This is a genomic window from Sphingobium cyanobacteriorum, assembly GCF_030580935.1.
Taxonomy (GTDB): domain Bacteria; phylum Pseudomonadota; class Alphaproteobacteria; order Sphingomonadales; family Sphingomonadaceae; genus Sphingobium; species Sphingobium cyanobacteriorum.
In genome coordinates this window covers 154,593-177,887 of sequence record NZ_JAUQOM010000002.1, presented here as the reverse complement: position 1 = coordinate 177,887, position 23,295 = coordinate 154,593, and the positions used below count along the sequence as shown (strand labels likewise).

The following is a 23,295-nucleotide window of genomic DNA, read 5'->3' as shown; positions in this document are numbered from 1 at the left end:
CGTCATTCCGCGCGCTAATGATACTGCTCCTGCCTGCCGCTCTGGTGGCCTGCGATAGGCAATCGCCGCCAAAGGAGCAAGCCAATGCAAGCGCGAGCGATGAGGTGCCGGCATCGAGCGCCGCGGGCCAGAAGGACGGCGCCTTCGACTATCGGCTCGACCGCAGCAAGGCGGGCACCCCTGCCCCGGCCTTCGCCTTCCAGAACCCCGATGGCGGGGAAAAGACGTTGCAGGATTTCGCCGGCAAGCCGCTGCTGGTCAATCTGTGGGCGACATGGTGTGCGCCCTGCATCGCGGAAATGCCGACATTGGACCGGGTCGCTGCGACCTATGGCCCCAAGGGGCTGGCCGTGCTCACCATATCGCAGGACAGTCAGGGGCTGAAGGCCGCCCGGTCCTTTTTCGAAAAGCACAAGTTGCCCCACCTGAAAGGCTGGGCCGATCCCGAAACCGAGTTCGGTTTCCACTATGCCACCGGCCTGTTGCCCACCACGGTCATCTATGACGCGCAGGGCAAGGAGATGGTGCGCGTGATCGGCGCGATGGACTGGGAAGGGCCGGAGGCCAAAGCGCTGATCGGGGCAGCGATGGCATCCTGATGACAGCAGGCTGATCGCCGCGGCAAACAGACGCGCGGATGAAGGCGCGGCAGCCACCACGCCACTGCAATGCAAAACAGCCTGTCGCCGATGCCCCGCCCGCATGCAACCCCACGCCTGACCGCCACTATTGCAGCCGGTTACGGCGTGGAAACAATAAGGAAATGTTCCGCCTTTTGATGCATTTTTTTGCAGTGCAATAGAGGTTTTGGCAAAGCCGTCCGTCATCCCCCCTGTCATCATAGTATAAAACAGGGGGCATGTATGACGCGACTGTCCGCGCTTAGACTTTCTCTTATTCTGGCATCATCCTGGTCCGCCTGCGCCATCGCGCAGGACGCGCCACAGGAGCCGCAGGCCGATGAAGGCGCCGCCATCATCGTCACCGGCACCCGTGCCGTGGGCATGCAGGCCGCAGACAGCGCCGCGCCGATCCAGGTGTTCAGCCAGGAGGCGCTGAGCCATGTCGGCCAGCCGAACCTCAATCAGGCCCTGACCCAGATGGTGCCGTCCTTCACCGCCCAGACGCAGGGCACCGACATGTCGAATTTCGCCTTGTCGGCCCGCCTGCGCGGCCTCAGCCCCAACCACACGCTGGTCATGGTCAATGGCAAGCGCCGCCACGGATCGGCCATTCTTCAGGTGATCGCAGGGCCGTTCCAGGGGTCTGCCGCGCCCTCCATCGACCTCATCCCGCCCGATGCCGTATCGCGCATCGAAGTGCTCCAGGATGGCGCGGCCGCCGTTTACGGGACCGATGCGATCGCCGGCGCCATCAACCTGATCCTCAAGGACCAGGATGAAGGCGGCAGCTTCAAAGTCACTGGCGGTCAATATTATAACAGCGAAGGCGAACTCTTCTCCGCTTCCGGCAATGTCGGTTTCAAACTGGGCGAGGACGGCTATTTCAATCTTACCGCCTTTCATCGCCGCCAAAGCTACACCTCGACCGGTACCGGCCAGGTCACGATGGCCGACATTGACGGCAATCCCTATGTCAGTGCAGCCGGCGTCTATCCCGGCCGGTTCGGTTCGACCAACAATTATTATAATCCGGCATGGGCCGACCTGGACCTGAAAGGCATCAACGGCGGCCAGGCCAAGTCGCAACTCAACCTGCTGTTCTACAATATGGGCTATGATTTCGGCGGCGTCGAACTCTACAGCTTTGGCGACGTGTCCCGCCGCGTGGGCTACGCCAAGCAGGGGTATCGCCCGCCCAACCGCATCTGCGCCAGCCCGACCAACCTGGCCACCTGCTTTGGCGATACCGGCACGTTCGGCATGGTCCCCCAGCAAAAGGTGGAACAGAAGGAATATAGTTTCACCATCGGCGCGAAGGGTGAATTGGGGGGGGGCTGGAATTATGATCTCAGCACCACCTACGGGTCCGACCAGAACAAGATCTGGACGATCGAATCGGCCCATCGTGCGCTGTGGATCGAATCCTATCAGGCGTCCCTGCTGCCGGGATCGACGGTCACGCCCAATACCCCGACCGATGCCTATGACGGCGGCTTCAAGCTCAGCCAACTGACCAACACGCTCGATATCCGCAAGGAATTCGACATTGGCATGGCGGCGCCGCTGACCTTTGCCTTTGGTGGCGAATATCGCCGCGACACCTATGAAATCGTGGCGGGCGACTTCGCCTCGACCTACAAGGAAGGCGTCCAGTCCTTCCCCGGTTACAAGGATGTCGACGCAGGCAAGCACAGCCGCGATTCCAAGGCTGGCTATATCAACATCATCGCCACCCCGGTCGACGGCTGGACCGTCGACCTGGCGGGCCGCTACGAAGATTATAGCGACTTTGGCGATACCAAGATCGGCAAGATCACGACGCGCTACGATATCTCGGGCGCCTTGGCGATCCGCGGCACGGCCAGCACGGGCTTCCGCGCCCCCACGCTGGCCGAATCCTTCTATTCAACTGTCAATGTCGGCCCCACCAGTGCCGTCCTTCAGCTTCCGGCCGGCTCGCCTGCCGCACTGCTGCTAGGCTTCAACGCGCTCAAGCCGGAAAAATCGACCAACTTCTCGGCCGGTATCGTGCTGCGCCCGGTCCCCCGGCTGGCTATCACCATCGATGGCTATTACATCAAGATCAAGGACCGCATCTCCGCAACCGCGTCGCTTCCCGCCATTCAGGGCGGCCTGCCGGTGGCAGGGGCGGAAAATATCCTGGCCGCGATCGCCGCGACCGGGCTGGTGCTCGACACCGGGCTGCAAACGCTTGGCGTGGCCAGCTTCACCAACCTGATCGACACCGAAACCTATGGTGTGGATTTCGCCGCGCATTATCCGGTGGCGCTCGATTTCGGCAAGCTCGACCTGTCGCTGAACGCCAACTACAACAGGACGAAGATCACCGACAACAAGAACCCGGCGCTGTTCAGCGCCCAGTCGGAAAGCTATATCGAGGATGCGTCGCCGGAATATAAGGTTGTCGCGGGGATGAATTTCACAAGCGGACCCTTCTCGGCGAATCTGCGCCAGACCTTCTATGGCAAGACCAGTGTTCTTGTCCGCTCCGCCCTGTCGGCGGCGGCGATGAACGGCCAGCCGCTGGAACGGGACGGCATCGTCAAGGCCACCGGGATCACCGATCTGGAATTGGGTTATGACTTCACCGATGCCGTGACATTTTCGATCGGTGCGAACAACCTGTTCGACAAGCGGCCTGAAAAGCCCAAGCTGCTTTCCGGTGTCACCGTCCTTCCCGGCCAGTCGCCCTATGAAAACGGGACCACGACCTGGAATTCCTATTATGGTCATGGGGCCTATGGATCGGCCGGCGGCTATTATTATGCGCGTATCGACTTCAAGTTCTGACGCCTGCCATGCAGGAGGGGCCGGTTCGCGAGGACCGGCCCTTTTCCGTTCCGGGGAACGGTGCCTGACGATTGCCGGACGGAAAAAGACATGACCCGCCTTCTCGCCACCGCCCTGCTGCTGTCCGCCAGCCCCGCGCTGGCCCAGCCCGCCCCGGCACCCCAGGCCATGCCCGCCAAGCTGCCTTTCTCGCCCGCCGTGCGGGTGGGTGATCTGCTCTACCTTTCCGGCCAGATCGGCCAGGTGCCCCAGGGGATGGACGTGCACAAGGAAGGGTTCGACGCGGCGGTGAAGGGGGCGATGGATTCGATCGGCAAGATCCTGGCCGACAATGGCCTCGACTTTGGCCATGTGGTCAAATGCACGGTCATGCTGGATGACATGGCCGACTGGCCGCGCTTCAACGCCGCCTATCTTCCCTATTTCGAAGGGAAACGCCTGCCCGCGCGCAGCGCCTTTGGCGTGGACGGGCTGGCGCTTGGCGCCCCGCTGGAAGTGGAATGCATTGCCGCGTTCACCTGAACGGTCAGGCGATGGCCACAGCTTCGCGCACCAGCAGGACCGGCACGCCGTCGCGCACCGGGAAGGCCAGCCCGGCAGCGTCCGACACCAGCGCGGCGCGCGCCGCGTCCCAGCGCAGGGGCGTGCGCGTCACCGGGCAGACCAGCTTCGCCAGCAGCCAGGGATCGATCGGCGCGGCCTCCCCCGTCACGGCATCCTTCACTGCATCGTCGTCCCGCCGTCGCGCTCGATCCGGCCGACGATCTGCATCAACTGGATGATCCGTTCCGACCGTTCCGACAATGTATCGGCCTCCAGCAGGGTTTGCTTGGCCGCCGGGTCGAAGGGCGCGATCTGGGCGATGCCGTTGACCAGCGCGGTATCGTCCAGCCGCGACACGGCGGTCCAGTCGACGACATAGCCCAACAGTTCGGCAAAGCGGCGCGATTCCTGTTCCAGCGCGGCGCGCTCGACCGCGTGCAGCACCTCGTCGGCCTGTGGCGCCTGCTCGATATCCGCCTCGATCTGGCGGAACTGCGTCGCGACCGGCAATTCGCGCACGACCCGGAACCGGGTGATGCCGGTCAGGATGATGTTGAACCGGCCATCGTCCAGCGCCTCGATATGGCTGACATGGCCAAGGCACCCCATGTCGAACAGGGGCGGTACGGCGCCTGGCCCGCGCGGCTGGATCATGCCGATGCGCCGGTCGCGCGCCATCGCATCATGGATCAGCGCCCGGTAGCGCGGCTCGAAAACATGCAGCGGCAGGTCCATGCCCGGCAGCAGCAGCGCGCCGGACAGGGGAAAGATCGAGACGCGGGCGGTGGGCATGTCAGGAAAAGAGGATCTGCGACAGCTTGCGCCGCTGCGCCGAGACCCAGGGATCTTCCAGCCCGACCGCATCGAAAATCTTGAGCAGTTGCGCGCGCGCCGCACCGTCATTCCAGGCGCGGTCGCGCCGCACGATCTCCAGCAGCGCGTCGGCCGCGGCATCGCGGTCACCATTGGCCATCAGCCCGCCGGCCAGTTCGAAGCGTGCGTCATGATCGTCGGGATCGGCCGCGACCTTGGCCGCGACGCCCGACAGGTCGGCGACCGGGCGGACATCGCGGGCCAGCGCGATGGCGGCGCGCGCCTGATCGATCGCGACATGCTTCACGTCCTGCGGCAACGCGGCCAGCACCGCCTCCGCCTCGTCCAGTTGTCCCAGCGCGACCAGCGCGCGGGCCAGGCCGGAGGCGACCTCGACATTGTCGGGCGCCATCTCGGCAATCTGGCCGAACACCGACACGGCGCGTTCATCCTCGCCGCCGGCCAGCAGTTCCTCACCCATCGCGATCAGCGGGGCGATTTCCTGCAACTGCGCCTTTTCGTCCGATTCGATCGGCAATTGCGCCAGCAACTGGTCGAGATATTGCTTGAGCTGCCCTTCGGTCCGCGCCTGCGACAGGTCGGCGACCGGCTGGCCCTGGAACACGGCATAGACGGTCGGGATCGACTGGACGCGGAACTGGCTGGCGATGAAGCCATTGTCGTCGACATTGACCTTGACCAGCTTGACCCCCTTGGCCGCGTAATCGGCGCAGACCTTTTCGATCACCGGGGTCAGTTGCTTGCAGGGGCCGCACCATTCGGCCCAGAAGTCGACGATCACCAGACTGGTGCGCGACGGCTCCACCACATCACGGCGAAATGCCTCCACCGCCGCCTTGTCGGTGTCGCTCAGTCCCAGGGTCGCCACGCTTCTTGTCTCCTGCCATGCGGTCAATCGGCCGCCGTCATACAGCGCCTTATGTGGGGCGTCACCCCTCAGGTGCAAGTCGCGCGGGCGGAAAGACGGTGATCGCGCGTCAGAGGAAATATTTGAGCCGAATCACCTGGGTGACAGGCGCGCCCGCGACCGGAAAGCTGGCCGATTTGAAGCTGGGCGCGCCGAAGCGGATCGCGGGGTTGCGGGAAAAGCCCACCCCTTCGCGCGGGATGCCGGCAAAGGTGTCGAGCCGGCCATTGCCATTTTCGTCATGGATGATGGCGATGGCGTAGGTGCCCGGCGCGACCGGACCGAGCGCAATCGGGCCGCGCCCCGCCGGGACGCTGACATGGCGCCTGTCGGGGTCTTTGCTGCAATCGGGGAAATAGGCGGGCGACCGGGTGACGCAGACCATGACCTGCCCCCTGGTCGATCGCAGCCCGTCCAGCACCATGTCCAGCGATGGCGGCCCGGCCGGCGCGGCCGCGATCGTCAGCGCCGCGGCCACGGCCAGCAGTGCAATCCTCACGCCTTGCCCTTCACGAAATCGCCCAGCCCCTTGTCAGTCCCGCACAGGCGGTCCCAGACGCGGAAATAGAGGCCGTAATTGCAGGCATACAGATCATGATGCCGCTGGTGATGGCTGGCGGTGATGAGCCAGCCGCCCAGCGGCCCGCGCACCAGCCAGCGCGGGAACATCTCCCAGCCCATATGGTTGCTGACCCCCATGACCGTCATGATGGTCAGCACGACGCCCAGCGCGCCGACATGGATCGGGATCAGGAACAGGAGCGCGGGGATCACCACCGCGCCGGTCAGCGCCTCCCACGGGTGGAAGCTCATCGCCGCCCAGGCGGTCGGCGGGCGGCTGGCATGATGGACGGCATGGGCGACGCGGAACAGCGCGGGCCGGTGCATCCAGCGATGGGTCCAGTAGAACCATGTGTCGTGCGCCGCCAGATAGAGCAGCACCGACACAGGCAGCCACCAGAGCGGCCAGGCGTGCACGTCGCTGTAGATGCGGGTCCAGCCCCGCGCCTGCCAGCCCCAGGCGACGATGCCCGCCGGCACGCCATAGATGAAGGCGGAGAGCAGCGACCAGCCGATTTCCCGCCCCATCTGGCTTTCCAGCCCTTTGTAGAGGCCCGGTTGCCGCAGCCGGGTCGCCAGCGCGAAGCCGCCGCTCGCGAGCAGATAGCGGATGCCCACGATGGCGCTCATCGCCAGCGCGGACAGGAGGATAGCTGCGACCATGGGTTGGCTATAGGCGGGATCGTGCTGCTGCGAAAGCCGAAGCAGCGTCCGTCAGGTCCGCGGCCGCGCCTGGCGGTAACAGCCCAGTTGCCGCACCCATTTGGTGTGGAATTCCAGTTCGGCAAGCGCCCGGTCGACCGCCGGGTCGCCCGGCATCCCTTCGATATCGCAGAAAAATTCGGTCGCGGCAAAGCTCGCCCCGCGCTGGTAGCTTTCCAGCTTGGTCATGTTGACCCCGTTGGTCGCGAAACCGCCCATCGCCTTGTAGAGCGCGGCGGGGACATTCTTCACCTCGAACAGGAAGGTCGTCATCACCGGGCCGACATGGGGGACCGGCATTTTCGGTTCACGCGCCAGCACCAGGAAGCGCGTCATATTATCGTCGCTGTCCTCGATATTCTCGGCCACCAGGCGCAGGCCGTAAAGCTCCGCCGCCAGATAGGGGGCGATCGCGCCCTCCCCCGGCGTCCGCCTTTCCGCCACCAGCGCCGCCGCGCCCGCCGTATCGGCATAGGCGACCGGCTGGATGCCGCGTTCGCGCAGATAATGGCGGCACTGGCCCAGCGCCTGCGGATGGCTGATCGCGCTTTTCACCGGGCTGTCGTCCGACGCCATCAGGCAGTGGCGGATGCGCAGGAAATATTCGTCGATCACCGACAGGCCCGATTCGGGCAGCAGGAAATGCATGTCCGCCACCCGCCCGTGCAGGCTGTTTTCAATCGGAATGATCGCACGGGCCGCCTGACCGCCGCGCACCGCATCAATCGCATCCTCGAACGCGAAACAGGGCAAGGGCACGCAATCGGGGGCATAGCCCAGTGCGGCCAGGTGCGAATTGGCGCCAGGCGCGCCCTGATAGGCGATGGCGCGCGCCGGATCGGCAGCGGCCCTGGCGGCGAGGTCCGCGACGATGACGCGGGCGGGGGTGGGATAATTTTCCATGAATATGGGCGCGCTTAAGGTTTCAGCCCCAAACACGCAAGCATATGCGCGCAATCGGGTTGAAGCTGGCTTGCGCCTCCGCGTGTCCCCGATTATGGCAGCCCACAAGAGGGGGCGCGACTGACAGCCGCCATAGCAAAAAGCAAGGGAAGTCAAGCGAGATGGGCGATCGTTTCAATACAATGGCGGGCTGGGCTTTGTTTGCGGGCATCGTCGCCCTGGGTGGTGGGATCGTCAGTTCCAAATATTATCATTCGGAACGGCCCGAAAAAATGGGTTATGCCATCGAAGGCGTCGAAGCCGAGGGCGAAGGCGGCGACAGCGGCCCCGGCCTCAACACCCTGCTGGCCAGCGCGGACGTTGCCGCGGGCGAGAAGGTGTTCGCCAAATGCGCCGCATGCCATACGGTCAATCAGGGCGGCGCCAACGGCATCGGTCCCAATCTGTACGGCACGGTCGGCGAACCGATCGGCCAGGGCAAGGGCGGATTCGCCTTCTCCGACGCGCTCAAGAGCAAGGGCGGCGAATGGAGCTTCGACAATCTCGACCATTGGCTGAAAAGCCCGCGTGAATTCGCGCCCGGCACCAAGATGACCTTCGCGGGCCTGGGCAATCCGGTCGATCGCGCCAACCTGATCGCCTGGCTGAACACGCAGGGGGCCAACCTGCCGCTGCCCGCCGCCGATGCCGCCCCGGCGGCCGAAGGCGCCAATGCCGCCGAAGCGGGCAATGCGGCCAATGCAGCAGAAGCCCCGGCCGCGAACGCCGCCAACGCCAGCGAGTAAGGCGGGCGCGGCAAACAGGCCGCAATCGCCGATCTGACGGGCGCGGCGCTGGCTTGCCGCGCCCGACGACCGGGCCTTGCTGCATTAGCATGACCGCAGCCGCGCCCATGAGCGCGACGCCATGGCCGCCGGCTTTGTCGCCCGCGCTTCCGGGCGCGCGAGGGCGGCGGGATGGCGTGCCGGTCGCGACCAGGGGATGCGCCGCCCCGGCGAAGGCCGGACCCGATCGGGCGCGCGGGCGCGGAGCCAGCTTGATCTTTCCCCATTCCATGATTCCCGATAAGGGCTGGCCATGACCAGCAGCCGCGCGCCCATCAGCCCTTCGCTCTTCACCTTTTCGATCTTCTATGGCGGCATGGTCTGCATCGCCGGGGTGCTGGGAAACAAGCAGGTCGCGCTTGGCCCCTTGTCCGCGATCGGGCCGATGGTGGGGCTGGGACCGCTGGCGGTGGAGGCGGGCATCTTCGCCTTCCTGCTGCTCGTCACGATCAGCAGCGCGGTCGCCGAACTGCACGGCGGCGGCGTCGCGACCCGGCTGGTGCGAATCGGCTTCCTGCCGCTGATCGCCTCCATCGCGCTGTCGGTCGTCGTGCTCGCCGCGCCGCCCGCCGGTGACATGGACCCCAGGCGCGCCGAAGCCTTTGCCATGATGATGGGGGGAACGCCCCGCATCTGGGCGGGCGGGATCATCGCCTATGGCATTTCGCAGACATTGAACGTCACCCTGTTCGCCGCGCTGAAAGGGCGGGAGGGCGGCCGCCTGCTGTGGCTGCGCGCCGCGACCGCCAGCATCCTGTCGCAGATTGTCGACACGCTGCTGTTCGTGACGATCGCCTTTTACGGGGTGTTCCCGATCGGCGAGCTGCTGTTGGGGCAGATGCTGGCCAAGGTGCTGTTGTCGGCGATTCTGGTGCCGCCGGTCATCTATCTGCTGGTGGCGCTGGGCCGGCGGCTGGACCGCTGACGGCCCGGCCCGCGCCGCCCATCCGCGCCGGCAAAGTTGACAGCGAGTGGAACAACTGAAACGCTTTGCGGGCTATTCCATTAGTTAGCTAACTAATGGAATAGCCCGCCAGAAATCGTCCGTCCCGTTCCTTTTCCGGCGCATGCGCGCGCCCGCAGATGCAGCATGACCTTGCCCGGCCCACCCTTTGGCCTTATGCGCGCGCGCATGAACAGCAAGCACGCACCTGAACCCGCGCTCCTCGCGAAGGCCGAAACCCTGGTCGAGGCCCTGCCCTACATGCAGCGCTATGCGGGCAAGACCTTCGTGGTCAAATATGGCGGCCACGCCATGGGCGACCCCGAAGCGGCGCGCGATTTCGCCGAGGATGTCGTGCTGATGAAGGCGGTGGGCATCAATGTCGTCGTCGTCCATGGCGGCGGGCCGCAGATCGGCGCGATGCTCAAGAAGCTGGGCGTCGAATCGCAGTTCGTCGGCGGCCTGCGCGTCACCGACGCGGAAACCGCCAAGATCGCCGAAATGGTGCTGGCCGGATCGATCAACAAGGAAATCGTCGGCTGGATCGCGGGCGCGGGCGGCCGGGCGGTCGGCATTTCGGGCAAGGACGGGGGCCTGGTCCTGTGCGAAAAGGTGCTGGGCAAGCGCGAGGCGGACCCCAATTCGGGGATCGAGCGCAATGTCGACCTGGGCTTCGTCGGCGATCCGGTGTCGGTCGATCGCCGCATCCTGGACACGCTGGCGCAGGACGGCATCATCCCGGTCGTCGCCCCGGTGGGCATCGGCACGGACGGCCATACCTATAATGTCAATGCCGACACGATGGCCGGCGCGATCGCGGCGGAACTGAAGGCCGCGCGCTTCTTCCTGCTGACCGACGTGGCGGGCGTGCTCGACAAGCAGGGCCAGTTGCTGACCGACCTCGACCCCGCCGCCATCCACGGGCTGGAAGCGGACGGCACGATCAGCGGCGGCATGATCCCCAAGCTGGAAACCTGCGTTCGCGCGGTCGAGGGCGGCGTGGACGCCGCCGTCATCCTGGACGGCCGGGTGCCGCACGCGATGCTGCTGGAAATCTTCACCGATCGCGGTGCGGGTACATTGGTGCGGAAATAAGGGCGGGCCATCAGATCGCGCGGGAACTGGAGGCACGCGCGATAATGGAGATAGGCACATGACCGCGCAAACGAAATTCAAGAGTGACGCTTTCGACGCGATCCATGGTGCCGCCGCTGGCATGTATCGCGTCGGCTTCATCGACAAGGCCATGATGCGCCATGTCGATGAAGCCTGCCTGACCAAGCCACCTGTGATCGCACCCGACGCAATCAAGCGGCTGCGCGAGCACAACAAGGTGAGTCAGCCTGTGTTCGCCCGCCACCTCAAGACCAGCGAAAGCACAGTGGAAAAATGGGAAAGCGGGGCCAAGAAGCCGAGCGGGGGACGCTCAAGCTCCTGTCGATCGTTGAAAAGCACGGCATCCAGATTCTCGCCTGACCGGACCGTCAGCGGCAAGGCGATGTCGCCATGGACCTGGCCGCCCAACCATTTGCGCGATGGTGCAATAAGGCTGCGCCGGATGCTTGTGGCCGGGTGCCTCCCCCGCTAGATATGCCATCACATTCGCGGCAGCGCAGCATGGAAGGCCGGTAGCTTGTTGGAACTACTCAACGCCCTGAACGGCATCATCTATATCGTGCTGGAAGCGGTCTGGTGGATCATCATCGTCCAGGCGGTGCTGAGCTGGCTGATCGCGTTCAACGTGATCAACACGTCCAACGAATATGTCCGCAACGGCCTCTATGCGCTCGACCGGATGACCGAGCCGCTCTACCGCCCGGTGCGCAAGATCCTGCCGGACCTCGGCATGCTCGACCTGTCGCCGATGGTGGTGTTGCTGGCGGTCATCATCCTGCAGGGGCCGGTGCGCCAGAACCTGTTCGCGGCGCTGATGCGGGCGGCGGCCTGACCCCAGCCCTGCCCTCTGCCTGGAGCCAGGCCGGCAACGACCTGCTGCTGTGCGTCCGGCTGACCCCCGGATCGGCGAAGGAGGCCATTGGCGGCGGCTGGACCGACGCGCAGGGCGCGCGCTGGCTGTCCGCGCGCGTCCGCGCCGTGCCGGAAAAGGGCAAGGCCAACAGCGCCCTCATCGCCCTGCTGGCGAAACGGCTGGATTGGCCCAGGAGCGCGATTTTGCTGGAATCGGGCGACACCAACCGGCTAAAGCGGTTGCGCATCACCGGCGGGGGTGGCGACGCATGCGCGCGCCTCGTCGCCCTCATCGAAACATGGGTAGAATTGACATGACCATCGGCAAGCTCATCGACGGCAAGGCGTTCGCGGCGGGGCTGCGCGACAAGGTGGCCAATGGCGTCGCCGGCTTCGTCCAGGCGACCGGGCGCAAGCCGGGACTGGCGGTGGTGCTGGTGGGCGAGGACCCGGCCAGCAGCGTCTATGTCCGGTCCAAGGGCAAGATGACGGTGGCGGCCGGCATGGAGAGTTTCGAATTCAAGCGCCCCGACAGCATCGGCGAGGACGACCTGCTCGACCTGATCGAGGAACTGAACCAGGACGAACGGGTCGACGGCATCCTGGTCCAGTTGCCGCTGCCCAGGCATATTGACGAGGCCGCCGTGATCGGCGCGATCGACCCGGCCAAGGATGTCGACGGATTCCATGTCGTCAATGCCGGGCGCCTGGCCACCGGGCAGGAAGCGCTGGTGCCCTGCACGCCGATGGGCTGCATCATGTTGCTGAAGGATGAGCTGGGCGACCTGTCGGGCCTGGAGGCGGTGGTCATCGGCCGATCCAACATCGTGGGCAAGCCGATGGCGGCACTGTTGCTGGCCGAAAGCTGCACCGTCACGATCGCGCACAGCCGCACCCACGACCTGGCCAGCGTCGTCCACCGCGCCGATATCGTCGTCGCCGCCGTCGGCCGGCCCGAAATGGTGCGGGGCGAATGGATCAAGCCGGGCGCGACCGTGATCGACGTGGGCATCAACCGCGTCGCGGATATCGAGGAAGAGGGCAAGAGCCGCATCGTCGGCGATGTCGCCACCGCCGAAGCGCTGGCCCATGTCCGCGCGATCACGCCGGTGCCCGGCGGCGTGGGACCGATGACGATCGCGGTGCTGCTGCGCAACACGCTGGTCGCGGCCCATGCCCGCGCGGGGCTCGCGAAGCCGGAAGGGCTGTGAAGGCGCGCTGGACGCTGCTGATCGCGGGCGCGGCGGCGCTGGTCGCCGCGAAGGCGCCGCTGCGTTTCCAGCCCGATCCCAGCAGCGTCATCGCCGCCGAGATCGCCTTCAACCGGCTGGCGCAGGACAAGGGGCAATGGACCGCCTTTCGCGCGACCGCCGCGCCCGACGCGGTGATGTTCGTGCCGCAGCGGGTGCTGGCGCAGGACTGGCTGAAGAAACGGGCCGATCCGCCCGCGTCGGTGCGCTGGTCGCCCGCGATCGTCTATGTCGCCTGTGGCGGCGATCTGGCCGCCAGCACCGGCAACTGGACGCGACCGGACGGGTCGGTCGGCTATTTCACGACGATCTGGCGGCGCGACAAAAAAGGCGGCTGGCAATGGATACTCGACCATGGCGACAGGCTGAGCGCGCCGCGGGCCGTGCCGGAATTCCTGACCGGCAAGGTCGCGACCTGCAAGGGCGCGCCGCGTCCTGACGGCCCGCCGGCCAGGGGCGTGGCCCCGCCCCCGGACGACAGCCTGGTCTGGACCGCCGATGTCGCCGCCGACAACAGCCGCCATGTCACCGTGAAGATGTGGACCGGCGCCGCCTATGAAACCGTGATCGACGACAGAGTGGAGGCCGGATCATGATCGCCCTGTTCCTGTCCGCCTTCGTCACCCTGTTCGTGGTGATCGACCCGCCGGGCTGCGCGCCCATCTATGCCAGCCTGACCAATGGCGCGAGTGCCGCCCAGCGCCGGGCGATGGCGATCCGCGCGGTCGGCATCGCGACCGCGATCCTGCTGGTGTTCGCGCTGTGGGGCAAGCAGTTGCTGGGCGTGCTGGGCATCGCGCTGGACAGTTTCCGCATCGCCGGCGGCATCATGCTGTTCATGATCGCGATGGACATGGTGTTCGAAAAGCGCACCCAGCGGCGCGAGGACCGGGCCAACAAGCTGAGCACCGAAGAACCGCATGTCGAGGATGTGTCGGTTTTCCCGATGGCGATGCCGATGATCGCCGGGCCGGGATCGATCGCCACGGTCATGCTGCTGATGTCGCGCGCCAACGGCGTGGCGGAACGCGGCGTCGTGCTGGGCGCGGTGATGCTGACGCTGGTGCTGATGCTGGGGGCGCTGATCGCCGCCGGGCCGCTGATGGCGCTGCTGGGGCGCAAGATCGAGGCGGTGATCACGCGCCTGCTGGGCGTGCTGCTCGCCGCGCTGGCGGCGCAGTTCGTGATCGACGGGATCAAGGCGAGTTTTTGAGATGCGCATTCCGCCCCTGGCAGGGGCGGTGGCAGGCGTTCGCCGGACGGAGGGGTGTCGCCCCATTGACAGGGGGACACATCTCCACCGGCTCCGCCGATCCCCCTCCCCCTTTCAGGGGAGGGTTGATGTCAGCCGCGCATGTCGCCTTCCGTCACCGGGGCGATCTTGATTTCGACGCGGCGGTTGGACGCCTTGCCCTCCGCCGTGGCGTTGGAGGCGATCGGCTGGGTTTCGCCATAGCCGCGCGTGGCGATGCGGGCGGACTGGACGCCCCGGCTCACCAGATAATCGGCGACCGAGCGGGCGCGGCGTTCCGACAGCGCCTGGTTGTAGGCGTCCGCCCCGTCGCTGTCGGTATGGCCCAGCACGTCGATATAGGTTTTGGGATATTGCGCCAGAATCGCGCCGACATCGTTGAGGGTCGGCTGGAATTGCGGCTGCACCACCGAACTGTCGGTCGCAAAGGTGATGCCCGACGGCATCCGCAGCAGCAGATTGTCGCCGTCGCGAATCACGTCGACGCCGGTGCCGGCGGTCTGTTCGCGCAGCTTGCGTTCCTGCGCGTCCATATAGGCGCCGATGCCCGCGCCCGCGACCGCGCCGATGCCCGCGCCCAGAATCTTTTCGGTGCGGTCGCGCCGGCCACCGACCAGGTCGCCCAGCAGATAGCCGCCCAATGCGCCGCCGATGCCACCGATCGCTGCCTTGGACACGCGCCGATCCCCCGTGGTCGGATCGGTGGTGCAGGCGGTGGTGGCGAGCATGGCGGCGAGGCTGGCCGCCCCGATGATGCGATGAGAAATCCTCATTATCCTGTTCCCTTGTCTTGTGCGCCCGTAAGAGACGGCTGCCCGCATTAATGGCCAGGCCATGGCTTTGTTCCACATGCGAACTGAACTCTTGCTGATGGCAGTGTTGTGAAAATGAAAGATTTGCCGTTATAGCGTTGAACCGACCACCATGGCCACGATCCCTCCCCACACGCCGACGCCCTTTCCCTGGGTCGATCTCGTCATCATTCTGGCGCTTGTCGCCCTGAACGGCGTGTTCGCCATGTCCGAACTGGCGATCGTGTCCGCGCGCCGGCCACGGCTCCAAGCGATGGAGAAGGCCGGGCGCAAGGGCGCGCGCACCGCGCTGGCGCTGGCGGCCGACCCCGGCAAGTTCCTGTCGACGGTGCAGATCGGCATCACCCTGATCGGCATCGTGTCGGGCGCCTATTCCGGGTCCAGCCTGGGCGGGCCGGTGGGCGAGCGGCTGCAAGGATTTGGCCTGAGCGCGAATACGGCGGAAAATCTGGGTTTCGCACTGGTCATCGGCCTGACCACCTATGCCTCGCTGATCGTGGGCGAACTGGTCCCCAAGCAGTTCGCGCTGCGCAAGCCCGAACCGATCGCGGTGGTGATGGCCACGCCGATGCTGTGGCTGGCCCGCTTCACCGCGCCGATCGGCTGGCTGCTCGACACGTCGAGCATGTTGATCTTCAAGGCGCTGGGCCTGGCCCGCGAATCGGAAAGCCATGTCACCGCCGAGGAACTGCACCTGATCGTCGCGGAGGCGAGCAAGTCGGGCGTGATCGAGGAAAGCGAGCGGGCGATCATTTCGGGCGTGGTGCGGCTGGCCGACCGGCCGGTGCGCGAAGTGATGACGCAGCGCATGGATGTCGACTGGATCGATATCGGCGCGGATGAAGAAACGATTCGCGCCCGCCTGCTCGACACGCCGCACACCCGCCTGCCGGTGGGGCGCGGGTCGGTGGAGGACATTATCGGCATCGTCCAGGCGCGCGACATCATGACCGCGCTGTTCCGGCGCGAGCCGCTGAACCTGGCATCGCTGATGCGCCGGGCGGAGGTCGTACCCGATCAGGTCGATGCGATGGACGCGCTGGAAGTGCTGCGCCGGTCCGACGTGCCGATGGTGATGGTCCATGACGAATATGGCCATTTCGAGGGGATCGTGACCCCGGCCGATCTGCTGTCCGCCATCGCCGGCCATTTCGCGTCCGACCGCGACGCCTATGACGAGCCGGACATGGTGGAGCGCGAGGATGGCAGCCTGCTGGTGTCGGGGCAGATGCCGATCGACCAACTGGCCGAACGGATCGGCATCGACCTGTCCGAGGATCGCGATTACGCCACCGTCGCGGGCCATGCGCTCTGGCTGCTCAAGCGGCTGCCCGAAGTGGGCGATTATGTGGACGATCAGGGGTTCCGGTTCGAAATCGTCGACATGGACGGGCGCAAGATCGACAAGCTGCTGGTAACGGAACGATAGGGGTTTATCCTATCGCTGGCCCTGTTCCGGGCGTTGTTCCTGGCCCTGGCCCTGGCCGCCCAGTAGCTGATATTTGACCCCCATCGCCTGCGCCAGATGGCGGAGCCGGCGTTCCACCGCCTCACCGAACAGGTCCACATCATCGTCGCGCAGATAGAGGGCGATGCGGTCGCCCTGATGTTCCAGCCGGGACACCGCCAGCGGCCCTTCCACCCCGCCCGACAGGCGTTGCGCCAGGCGGATCGCCAGGCCCCACAGCGCCGCGCGGCGCAACGCATCCGGCCGGGCGATGCGGTCAAGGCCCATCGGCGCGGTGACGCCGCCGCCGAAATGGCTGTGCAGCGCCTGCGCCAGCATCGCCCGTTCATCTGCGGTGATGCCGACCCAGTTGCTGTGCAGCGCGATTTCCACCCCGCGTTCGGCGCGAAAATCGGGATTGGCGCGCCAGCTTACATCGGCGAGCAGGCAGGCGGCGCGACGGATGCGGCGCATGGCCGCGTCGTCATCAGGAAAGAGCGGCGCGATCCAGCGGTCGATGCGGTCGCCATGGCCGCGAAAACGGGCCTGCGCCTCCCCTTCCGCCTCGGCCGCGACCAGCAGCGGGTCATGCGCGCGAATATCCTGCGGCAGATTTTCGTACAGCAGCCCTTCGCGCAGGCCATAGGCCGACACGATCAGGCGGCTGGACTTCAATTGCCGCACCACCACCGACAGCAGGGCGGTCGCATCGGGCAGGGTCGGCACGCGCGATCCGGTCATGGCCGGAATCTGCTTCAGCCGGGCGCGATCGACATGGGAAACGATGCGGGCCAGTTGTTCGGCGCGGGCGGCGGTCATTTCATATTGATGCACGACCGGCAGCGGGAAATGGGTGAGCTGCATGTCGAAGCGGGCCAGCGCGCGCCATGACCCGCCGACAAGGTAGAAGGGCAGGTCCGGTTCCGGCCGCCACCCGGCCTTGTCCAGCATCTTGGCGACGGTGCGTTCCAGCAGGCGTGGCCCCTTGGCCCGGATCTGGGGCAGGCGCAGCACGCCCAGCGGCAGCGAGATCGTCTGTTCGACCGCGCCGCCGCGCACCCGCGCCAGTTCCAGGCTGCCCCCGCCCAGATCGCCGACGATGCCGTCCGCATGCGGAATCCCCGACAGCACGCCCATCGCCGCGCCGATCGCTTCCTGCGCGCCGGTCAGCAGTTCGACGGTCAGCCCCAGCGCCCTGGCGCGGGCGATGAAGTCATGGCCATTGGTGGCGTCGCGCACGGCGGCGGTCGCGACGCAGCGTATGTCCGTCACCTTCATCGCCCGGCACAGATGGGCGAAGCGGCCGATCGCGCGCAGGCCGCGCTCCATCGCGTCCGGTTCGATCGCACCGGTTTTCGCCAGCGACGCGCCCAGCCCGGCCATCACCTTTTCATTGAAGAGGATGAAGGGGATGCGGCGCGGCCCGTCATAGACGACCAGGCGCACGCTGTTGGAGCCGATGTCGATGATGGCGGTGCGGGCGTGCGCCGGTTGCGGCGATGTCGCCATGCTTTCAGCGACAGCGCGGACCCGGCTCAGCATCGAATTCATGGCCGTTCAGCCCTTCCCGCGCAGGCGCAGGGTCGGCACCGCCGCATTGTCCAGCGCGGCGCCGCGCCCGGACAGCGACGGGTTGGTCATGAAATAGCGGTGCAGGTTGAACGGCCTGTCGCCCGGTTCCAGCCGCGTGTAGAGGCCATCGCTGTCGAGCGACCAGCTTTGTTCCGTATCGATCAGATTGGCGACCATGACCTGATCGAGAATCTGGTCATGGACCGTCGCATTTTCGACCGGCGCCATGAATTCGACGCGACGGTCGAAGTTGCGCGGCATCCAGTCGGCCGAACTGATATAGACTTTCGCGCCATTGTTGGGCAGCGCCTTGCCATTGCCGAACACGGCGATGCGGCTATGTTCCAGGAAGCGGCCCACGACCGACTTTACCCGGATATTGTCCGACATGCCCGGCATGCCGGGCCGCAGGCAGCATATGCCGCGGATGATGAGGTCGATCTGGACGCCCGCATTGCTGGCCGCATAGAGTTTTTCGATGATCGTCGGGTCGACCAGGCTGTTCATCTTGGCCCAGATGGTGCCGGGCCGCCCGGCACGGACATGATCGATTTCCGCGTCGATCAGCCGGCACAGCGTATCGCGCAGGTCGCGGGGTGACATGACCAGCTTTTCCAGCCGCGCCGGTTCGACATAGCCGGTGATATAGTTGAACAGCGCGGCGGCATCCCGGCTGTAGGCCGGGTCGGCGGTGAAGAAGCTGAGATCGGTGTAGATGCGCGCGGTGATCGGGTGATAATTGCCGGTGCCGAAATGGCAGTAGCTGCGAAACTGTTCGCCTTCACGCCGGACGACCATCGACACCTTGGCATGGGTTTTCCAGTCGATGAAGCCATAGACGACCTGCACGCCCGCACGCTCCAGCGCGTCGGCCCACATCAGATTCTGTTCCTCGTCGAACCGCGCCTTCAGTTCGACCACGGCGGTCACGGACTTGCCCGCCTCCGCCGCGTCGATGAGGGCGCGGATGATCGCCGACTGCTTGCCCGCGCGGTAGAGCGTCTGCTTGATCGCCACCACATCCGGGTCGATCGCCGCCTGTTTCAGGAAGGATATGACAACGTCGAACGCTTCATAGGGATGGTGGACGACGATATCCTTGGCCCGGATCGCGGCGAAACAGTCGCCGCCATATTCGCGGATGCGTTCGGGGAAGCGCGGGGCATAGGGTTCGAATTTAAGGTCCGGGCGATCGATGTCGACAATGGCGGACAGGTTGCCGATGCCGATGAACCCTTCCACTTCGACCACCACGGCGTCATGGCCCTGGAGCATGTCCTGGAGCATGTCCTCGACCGGCTCAGGAATGCGCTCCTCAATCTCCATGCGGATCACCCGGCCGCGCCGGCGGCGCTTGATCGCGCTGCGGAAGTGGCGGACCAGATCCTCGGCCTCTTCCTCTATCTCGATATCGCTGTCGCGGATGATGCGGAACACGCCGCTGGTGCGGACGCGATAGCCGGGGAACAGGTCGGCGGAAAAGCGGCGGATCACCGCCTCCAGCGCCATGTAGCGGGCCGGTTCGCCGGGGATGCGCACGAACCGGGCGAGGCGGGACGGGATCATCACCAGTTCACGGATCGGCTGTTTATCGGACAGGCGTTCCAGATCGAAGATGATCGACAGCCCTTCATTGGGGATGAAGGGGAAGGGATGCGCCGGGTCCAGCGCCTGGGGCGTCAGGATCGGGAAAATCTGGGTCAGGAAATGATCGCGCAGCCAGTTGGCGCAGGGCTGGTCCATCTGTGCCGTCGGGCCGATCACTTCGATCCCGACCTCCACCAGTTCGCCATGGAGCAGCCCCCACACCTTCTGCTGCGCGCGCATCAGGGTGGCGGTGGCGTCGGTGATCGCGCTCAACTGCTGCGCCGGGGTGAGGCCGTCGGCGGAACGCAGGTCGACATCCTGCAACTGCTGCCCCTTCAGCCCGGCGACCCGGACGGAGAAGAATTCATCCAGGTTCGCGCCGGAGATGGACAGGAAGCGCAGCCGTTCCAGCAGCGGATGGGCGCGGTTCATCGCCTCTTCCAGCACCCGCTGGTTGAACGCCAGCCAGGACAGTTCGCGGTTGAAATAGCGATCGCTGGCAGGCGCCAGGCTGGCGATGGAATCAGCTTCGGCCACGGATTACTCGCGCTGGTCGGTGGAGGGGGCGGGCGGGACTATAGGCAGAAAGCCTGCCGCTTGCAGGGCTTCTTTTGCCATTGCGACCGAAATCTTACGGCCCGATGACAGGGCGGCGCGATCGAGCAGCCCCGTCACCTGCGCAAGCGCGTCATAGCGCCGTTCGACCCGGCGCAGCAGCCAGTCGGGCACATCGGGCGCATAGCTGGCCCCGGCGCGGTCGAAGGCGCGGCAGATGAGCGCATGGGCCAGCGCCTCGTCCGGCTGCCCGATCGCGACATGGGGCACCGCGGCGAGGCGGGAGGCCAGGTCGGGCAACGTCACGGCCCAGCAGACCGGCGGCATCGTCCCCACCATCAGCAGCGGGCGGCGCGTGGTCTGCGCCTCGTTCCAGGCGTGGAACAGGCGATGGTCGTCGACGCCCTGGGCATCATCGATGATGTCGCCGCCGCTCCGCCGCGCGAAATGACGCGCCAGCGTCGACCGGCCCGACAGGGGCGGGCCGATCAGCACGCCCACCGACAGCGGCCAGTCGCGCCAGCGCTCCAGATGGGCGACGGCCAGACGGTTGGCGTCGCTGACCAGGAAATCGCCGGTGCCCGATGCCCCATGCCCGGTCGCCCCATGCCAGTCGAAAGGCAGGCTGATCTGGCTCATTGCGATGGCGCAGGCCCCTGCCGCCGGGTGATCCGCAGGGTCGTGCCGGAAACAGCGACGGCAAAGCCGCGCGCCTGGAGGCCCGCGCGCAGCATGTCGACGCTGCCATCGAAGCTGACCTGCATGACCGACGTGCCGCCCAGCGCCAGGCTGCTGGTGGTCGCGGACCGGACGCCGGGGATCGACCGGACGGTCGATTCGCTGGTGCCGATCGACCCGACATCGGGCGTGTCGAACTGGATCGCGAAGCTGGTGACGCCCGCCGATGCGGTCGGCGCGGTCGGCAATTCCAGCGATTCGACCGGCGCTTCGGCGGCATTCTCGATCGCCAGCGCGTCGGGATCGACCGGCTCCTCGATGATAAGCGAGGGGTCGGGCCGCAGGCGACCGTCATTGAGCGCGCGGATATAGAGTTCGTCGATCCGCCGGGCGCCCTCGTCCATCATCCGGGGGATGCCGCTGTCGTTGGAGGCGCGCAGGGTGACGCTGCCGATCAGGCTGTTGTCGGGGCCGTAGCGCGCGGTGAAGATGCCCGTCACCGGCCCGCCGGGCCAGGCCCGCTCCAGCCGCGCGATCGGGATCACCACATCGGCCGCGCCATATTGGTCGAGCAGCACCCGCCACCACAGGCGGCCGCGCCGCCCGGTCTGGCCCGCGTTCAGCAGGATCGGATCGGCGATTGATCCCGCAACGCGCACATAGTCGATCGCGCTGTCGCCGGTGCGATAGCGCGCCCACGCCTTCTGCCATTCATTGACCCGCTCATAGGAGACGGCGGAGCCACCATCCCACAGCACCGGGATCACCAGCAGCGGCGGGGATCGCATCACATTGCCGCTGACGCCCAGCAGCGCGCCGGTGCGGGCGCGGTCGAACAATATGCCCAGCGTCGCGACATAGCGGTTCGGCCCGGCCTGCTCATAGTCGATCTCTATGCCGGAGATCATCGCCTCAAGCTGCGAATCGGACAAGGCGGGCGCACCGCCGCCGCCATGGGTCCGCGTCCACAGCATCCGCCATGCCTGCCGCTGCGCCATGCGCCAGCCGGCATAGCGGGCGGTGTCGGCATCCTTGGCGAATACATCGACCTTCACCCCGCGCACTTCGAAATCGCCGCCGCTGGCGATCGGCGGCACGCCCCGCTCCCCTTCCATCTGCGCGAACAGCGCGGCGGCGGCGAGGCCGATCGCGACGGCGAACAGGATCTGGACGGGCCGCGAGAGCAGGCGCACGAAGGCTGCGGGGCGGGTTAGGGTCTGGCTCAGGCTCACGCGCGCCCTTTTGGCGGGATTTGCCCAGGATGCCAAGCGCCAACGCATCACGAACTTACTCCGTGCGCCCTGAGCGCAGTCGACGCCCGAACGGCATCGGGATGATAGCGCCAAGATCGAAGGTTCCGTTTTGCGCGCCTTTGCTCTAGGGCGCTCCCCCATGAGCGAGAACGAATCCTACAGCTACGCCAAGGCCGGCGTCGACATTGCCGCGGGCAACGCCCTTGTCCGGGCCATCGCCCCCCTGGCCAAGGCCACCCGGCGCCCCGGCGCCGACGCCGAACTGGGCGGCTTCGGCGGCTTTTTCGACCTCAAGGCCGCAGGCTATGACGACCCGTTGCTGGTCGCGGCCAATGACGGCGTGGGCACGAAACTCAAGCTGGCGATCGACCATAGCCGCCATGACGGCGTGGGCATCGACCTGGTCGCCATGTGCGCCAACGATCTGATCGTGCAGGGGGCCGAACCCCTGTTCTTCCTCGACTATTATGCCACCGGCAAGCTGGAGAGCGGCGTTGCCGAGCGTGTCATCGCCGGTATCGCCGAAGGGTGTCGCCAGGCGGGCTGCGCGCTGATCGGCGGCGAAACCGCCGAAATGCCCGGCATGTACGCGCCGGGCGACTATGACCTCGCCGGCTTCTGCGTCGGCGCGGTCGAACGGGCCAAGGCGCTGACCGGCAACCGGGTGAGGCCGGGCGACGTGCTGCTGGGCCTTGGGTCGTCGGGGGTCCACTCCAACGGCTATTCGCTGGTCCGCCGCCTGGCCGCCGACAAGGGCTGGCGGCTCGACCGCCCGGCGATCTTCGACCAGGACGTGCTGCTGATCGACGCGCTGATGGCGCCGACCAAAATCTATGTGAAGAGCCTGCTGCCGCTGGTCCGCGCCGGGATGATCAACGCGCTGGCGCATATCACCGGCGGCGGCCTGCTGGAAAACATCCCCCGCGTCCTGCCCGATGGCGCGCATGCAAGCGTCGATGCCGACGCCTGGCCGCAGCCGCGCCTGATGGCCTTCCTCCAGGCGCAGGGCCATATCGAGCCGGAAGAAATGGCGCGCACCTTCAACTGCGGCATCGGCATGGTGCTGGCCGTGGACGAAGCCCATGTCGCGGGCGTCACGAAAGCGCTGGAGGATGCGGGCGAAACCGTGTTCCGCATCGGCGCCATCGGCGAAGGCGACAAGGGCTGCACCGTGCGCGGCTCCACCGAAACGTGGAGCGCCAGGGCGGACTGGTCGGCGACGCATCTGGGCTGAGCGCCCTCCCCACCCCCGTTCGGTTCGCAGATCCTG

Annotated in this window: 25 protein-coding genes; 14 read left to right on the top strand and 11 right to left on the bottom strand. The window is 66.3% G+C overall.

Annotated features, from left to right (window positions below):
* The first annotated feature begins 17 nt into the window (after nt 1–17).
* The 3 genes from Q4610_RS05780 to Q4610_RS05770 all read left to right on the top strand — a co-directional run bounded on the left by Q4610_RS05780 (nt 18) and on the right by Q4610_RS05770 (nt 3,956).
* Nucleotides 18–599 carry a TlpA family protein disulfide reductase gene (locus Q4610_RS05780; protein ID WP_304535047.1) on the top strand — a complete coding sequence of 194 codons (582 nt, stop codon included), beginning with the start codon at nt 18–20 and terminating at the stop codon, nt 597–599.
* 264 nt (nt 600–863) lie between these two features.
* On the top strand, nt 864–3,434 hold the full coding sequence (locus tag Q4610_RS05775) for a TonB-dependent receptor plug domain-containing protein (RefSeq protein ID WP_304535046.1): 2,571 nt from the start codon (nt 864–866) through the stop codon (nt 3,432–3,434).
* A 90-nt stretch (nt 3,435–3,524) separates the two neighbouring features.
* Complete coding sequence (locus Q4610_RS05770) at nt 3,525–3,956, top strand: RidA family protein (protein WP_304535045.1); 432 nt, start codon at nt 3,525–3,527, stop codon at nt 3,954–3,956.
* Between the two features lie 4 nt (nt 3,957–3,960).
* On the opposite strand, the gene Q4610_RS05765 is transcribed toward Q4610_RS05770, so the two are convergent.
* The 6 genes from Q4610_RS05765 to Q4610_RS05740 all read right to left on the bottom strand — a co-directional run bounded on the left by Q4610_RS05765 (nt 3,961) and on the right by Q4610_RS05740 (nt 7,884).
* Complete coding sequence (locus Q4610_RS05765) at nt 3,961–4,146, bottom strand: Trm112 family protein (RefSeq protein WP_304535044.1); 186 nt, start codon at nt 4,144–4,146, stop codon at nt 3,961–3,963.
* Between the two features lie 8 nt (nt 4,147–4,154).
* Entirely contained in the window at nt 4,155–4,769 is a 615-nt protein-coding gene (locus Q4610_RS05760; RefSeq protein WP_304535043.1) for an LON peptidase substrate-binding domain-containing protein, read from the bottom strand.
* A 1-nt stretch (nt 4,770) separates the two neighbouring features.
* Complete coding sequence (locus Q4610_RS05755) at nt 4,771–5,679, bottom strand: tetratricopeptide repeat protein (RefSeq protein WP_304535042.1); 909 nt, start codon at nt 5,677–5,679, stop codon at nt 4,771–4,773.
* A gap of 109 nt (nt 5,680–5,788) precedes the next feature.
* Entirely contained in the window at nt 5,789–6,142 is a 354-nt protein-coding gene (locus Q4610_RS05750; protein WP_304535554.1) for a DUF2141 domain-containing protein, read from the bottom strand.
* Between the two features lie 71 nt (nt 6,143–6,213).
* Nucleotides 6,214–6,942 (bottom strand): sterol desaturase family protein, encoded by a 729-nt coding sequence (locus tag Q4610_RS05745; protein WP_304535041.1) that lies wholly within the window; start codon nt 6,940–6,942, stop codon nt 6,214–6,216.
* Between the two features lie 51 nt (nt 6,943–6,993).
* Nucleotides 6,994–7,884 (bottom strand): prephenate dehydratase, encoded by an 891-nt coding sequence (locus Q4610_RS05740; protein WP_304535040.1) that lies wholly within the window; start codon nt 7,882–7,884, stop codon nt 6,994–6,996.
* A gap of 161 nt (nt 7,885–8,045) precedes the next feature.
* Between Q4610_RS05740 and Q4610_RS05735 the strand changes: the two genes are divergently transcribed.
* The 9 genes from Q4610_RS05735 (at nt 8,046) to Q4610_RS05695 (ending at nt 14,082) form a co-directional block, all read left to right on the top strand.
* Entirely contained in the window at nt 8,046–8,669 is a 624-nt protein-coding gene (locus Q4610_RS05735; RefSeq protein WP_304535039.1) for a c-type cytochrome, read from the top strand.
* A 292-nt stretch (nt 8,670–8,961) separates the two neighbouring features.
* Complete coding sequence (locus Q4610_RS05730; protein WP_304535038.1) at nt 8,962–9,633, top strand: queuosine precursor transporter; 672 nt, start codon at nt 8,962–8,964, stop codon at nt 9,631–9,633.
* 195 nt (nt 9,634–9,828) lie between these two features.
* Entirely contained in the window at nt 9,829–10,746 is a 918-nt protein-coding gene (argB, locus tag Q4610_RS05725) for an acetylglutamate kinase (protein WP_304535553.1), read from the top strand.
* Between the two features lie 58 nt (nt 10,747–10,804).
* The gene (locus tag Q4610_RS05720) at nt 10,805–11,239 is read left to right on the top strand and encodes a helix-turn-helix domain-containing protein (RefSeq protein WP_304535037.1); all 435 of its coding nucleotides are present in this window, start codon (nt 10,805–10,807) and stop codon (nt 11,237–11,239) included.
* 45 nt (nt 11,240–11,284) lie between these two features.
* Nucleotides 11,285–11,599 (top strand): YggT family protein, encoded by a 315-nt coding sequence (locus Q4610_RS05715; RefSeq protein WP_304535036.1) that lies wholly within the window; start codon nt 11,285–11,287, stop codon nt 11,597–11,599.
* Nucleotides 11,600–11,607: 8 nt separating this feature from the next.
* Nucleotides 11,608–11,937: a DUF167 domain-containing protein gene (locus tag Q4610_RS05710; protein WP_425262539.1), complete on the top strand. Its 330-nt coding sequence runs from the start codon at nt 11,608–11,610 to the stop codon at nt 11,935–11,937.
* On the top strand, nt 11,934–12,830 hold the full coding sequence (folD, locus tag Q4610_RS05705; RefSeq protein WP_304535035.1) for a bifunctional methylenetetrahydrofolate dehydrogenase/methenyltetrahydrofolate cyclohydrolase FolD: 897 nt from the start codon (nt 11,934–11,936) through the stop codon (nt 12,828–12,830). The genes Q4610_RS05710 and folD overlap by 4 nt, the downstream gene beginning before the upstream one ends.
* The gene (locus tag Q4610_RS05700) at nt 12,827–13,465 is read left to right on the top strand and encodes a YybH family protein (protein WP_304535034.1); all 639 of its coding nucleotides are present in this window, start codon (nt 12,827–12,829) and stop codon (nt 13,463–13,465) included. The genes folD and Q4610_RS05700 overlap by 4 nt, the downstream gene beginning before the upstream one ends.
* Entirely contained in the window at nt 13,462–14,082 is a 621-nt protein-coding gene (locus Q4610_RS05695; RefSeq protein ID WP_304535033.1) for a MarC family protein, read from the top strand. Before Q4610_RS05700 ends, Q4610_RS05695 begins: the two co-directional genes overlap by 4 nt.
* A 131-nt stretch (nt 14,083–14,213) precedes the next feature.
* Here the strand turns inward: Q4610_RS05695 and Q4610_RS05690 are convergent, their stop codons facing one another.
* Nucleotides 14,214–14,894 (bottom strand): YiaD family glycine zipper/OmpA-like lipoprotein, encoded by a 681-nt coding sequence (locus Q4610_RS05690; protein ID WP_304535032.1) that lies wholly within the window; start codon nt 14,892–14,894, stop codon nt 14,214–14,216.
* 151 nt (nt 14,895–15,045) lie between these two features.
* Here Q4610_RS05690 and Q4610_RS05685 point away from each other — a divergent pair, with 151 nt between their 5' ends.
* Complete coding sequence (locus Q4610_RS05685) at nt 15,046–16,362, top strand: hemolysin family protein (RefSeq protein ID WP_304535031.1); 1,317 nt, start codon at nt 15,046–15,048, stop codon at nt 16,360–16,362.
* 9 nt (nt 16,363–16,371) lie between these two features.
* On the opposite strand, the gene Q4610_RS05680 is transcribed toward Q4610_RS05685, so the two are convergent.
* From Q4610_RS05680 to Q4610_RS05665, 4 genes are read right to left on the bottom strand one after another with little or no spacing between them, the layout of a single operon-like run.
* Nucleotides 16,372–17,931 carry a Ppx/GppA family phosphatase gene (locus Q4610_RS05680; protein ID WP_304535030.1) on the bottom strand — a complete coding sequence of 520 codons (1,560 nt, stop codon included), beginning with the start codon at nt 17,929–17,931 and terminating at the stop codon, nt 16,372–16,374.
* A gap of 6 nt (nt 17,932–17,937) precedes the next feature.
* Nucleotides 17,938–20,076 carry an RNA degradosome polyphosphate kinase gene (locus Q4610_RS05675; RefSeq protein ID WP_304535029.1) on the bottom strand — a complete coding sequence of 713 codons (2,139 nt, stop codon included), beginning with the start codon at nt 20,074–20,076 and terminating at the stop codon, nt 17,938–17,940.
* Nucleotides 20,077–20,079: 3 nt separating this feature from the next.
* The gene (locus tag Q4610_RS05670; RefSeq protein WP_304535028.1) at nt 20,080–20,733 is read right to left on the bottom strand and encodes an HdaA/DnaA family protein; all 654 of its coding nucleotides are present in this window, start codon (nt 20,731–20,733) and stop codon (nt 20,080–20,082) included.
* Nucleotides 20,730–22,052 carry a heavy-metal-associated domain-containing protein gene (locus tag Q4610_RS05665; RefSeq protein ID WP_425262529.1) on the bottom strand — a complete coding sequence of 441 codons (1,323 nt, stop codon included), beginning with the start codon at nt 22,050–22,052 and terminating at the stop codon, nt 20,730–20,732. The genes Q4610_RS05670 and Q4610_RS05665 overlap by 4 nt, the downstream gene beginning before the upstream one ends.
* A 112-nt stretch (nt 22,053–22,164) precedes the next feature.
* Here Q4610_RS05665 and purM point away from each other — a divergent pair, with 112 nt between their 5' ends.
* Nucleotides 22,165–23,259, top strand: a complete 1,095-nt coding sequence (gene purM / locus Q4610_RS05660) for a phosphoribosylformylglycinamidine cyclo-ligase (RefSeq protein WP_304535026.1) — start codon at nt 22,165–22,167, stop codon at nt 23,257–23,259.
* The last annotated feature ends 36 nt before the right edge of the window (nt 23,260–23,295 follow it).

Excerpts from the sequence above, each read along its gene's own strand:
- Q4610_RS05680 (WP_304535030.1), bottom strand. The coding sequence starts at position 17,931 with ATGAATTCGATGCTGAGCCGGGTCCGCGCTGTCGCTGAAAGCATGGCG.
- Q4610_RS05685 (WP_304535031.1), top strand. The coding sequence starts at position 15,046 with ATGGCCACGATCCCTCCCCACACGCCGACGCCCTTTCCCTGGGTCGAT.
- purM (WP_304535026.1), top strand. The coding sequence starts at position 22,165 with ATGAGCGAGAACGAATCCTACAGCTACGCCAAGGCCGGCGTCGACATT.
- argB (WP_304535553.1), top strand. The coding sequence starts at position 9,829 with ATGCGCGCGCGCATGAACAGCAAGCACGCACCTGAACCCGCGCTCCTC.
- Q4610_RS05740 (WP_304535040.1), bottom strand. The coding sequence starts at position 7,884 with ATGGAAAATTATCCCACCCCCGCCCGCGTCATCGTCGCGGACCTCGCC.
- Q4610_RS05745 (WP_304535041.1), bottom strand. The coding sequence starts at position 6,942 with ATGGTCGCAGCTATCCTCCTGTCCGCGCTGGCGATGAGCGCCATCGTG.
- Q4610_RS05730 (WP_304535038.1), top strand. The coding sequence starts at position 8,962 with ATGACCAGCAGCCGCGCGCCCATCAGCCCTTCGCTCTTCACCTTTTCG.
- Q4610_RS05750 (WP_304535554.1), bottom strand. The coding sequence starts at position 6,142 with ATGGTGCTGGACGGGCTGCGATCGACCAGGGGGCAGGTCATGGTCTGC.
- Q4610_RS05735 (WP_304535039.1), top strand. The coding sequence starts at position 8,046 with ATGGGCGATCGTTTCAATACAATGGCGGGCTGGGCTTTGTTTGCGGGC.
- Q4610_RS05665 (WP_425262529.1), bottom strand. The coding sequence starts at position 22,052 with ATGCGTTGGCGCTTGGCATCCTGGGCAAATCCCGCCAAAAGGGCGCGC.
- Q4610_RS05690 (WP_304535032.1), bottom strand. The coding sequence starts at position 14,894 with ATGAGGATTTCTCATCGCATCATCGGGGCGGCCAGCCTCGCCGCCATG.
- Q4610_RS05780 (WP_304535047.1), top strand. The coding sequence starts at position 18 with ATGATACTGCTCCTGCCTGCCGCTCTGGTGGCCTGCGATAGGCAATCG.
- Q4610_RS05720 (WP_304535037.1), top strand. The coding sequence starts at position 10,805 with ATGACCGCGCAAACGAAATTCAAGAGTGACGCTTTCGACGCGATCCAT.
- Q4610_RS05670 (WP_304535028.1), bottom strand. The coding sequence starts at position 20,733 with ATGAGCCAGATCAGCCTGCCTTTCGACTGGCATGGGGCGACCGGGCAT.
- Q4610_RS05775 (WP_304535046.1), top strand. The coding sequence starts at position 864 with ATGACGCGACTGTCCGCGCTTAGACTTTCTCTTATTCTGGCATCATCC.
- Q4610_RS05770 (WP_304535045.1), top strand. The coding sequence starts at position 3,525 with ATGACCCGCCTTCTCGCCACCGCCCTGCTGCTGTCCGCCAGCCCCGCG.
- folD (WP_304535035.1), top strand. The coding sequence starts at position 11,934 with ATGACCATCGGCAAGCTCATCGACGGCAAGGCGTTCGCGGCGGGGCTG.
- Q4610_RS05760 (WP_304535043.1), bottom strand. The coding sequence starts at position 4,769 with ATGCCCACCGCCCGCGTCTCGATCTTTCCCCTGTCCGGCGCGCTGCTG.
- Q4610_RS05695 (WP_304535033.1), top strand. The coding sequence starts at position 13,462 with ATGATCGCCCTGTTCCTGTCCGCCTTCGTCACCCTGTTCGTGGTGATC.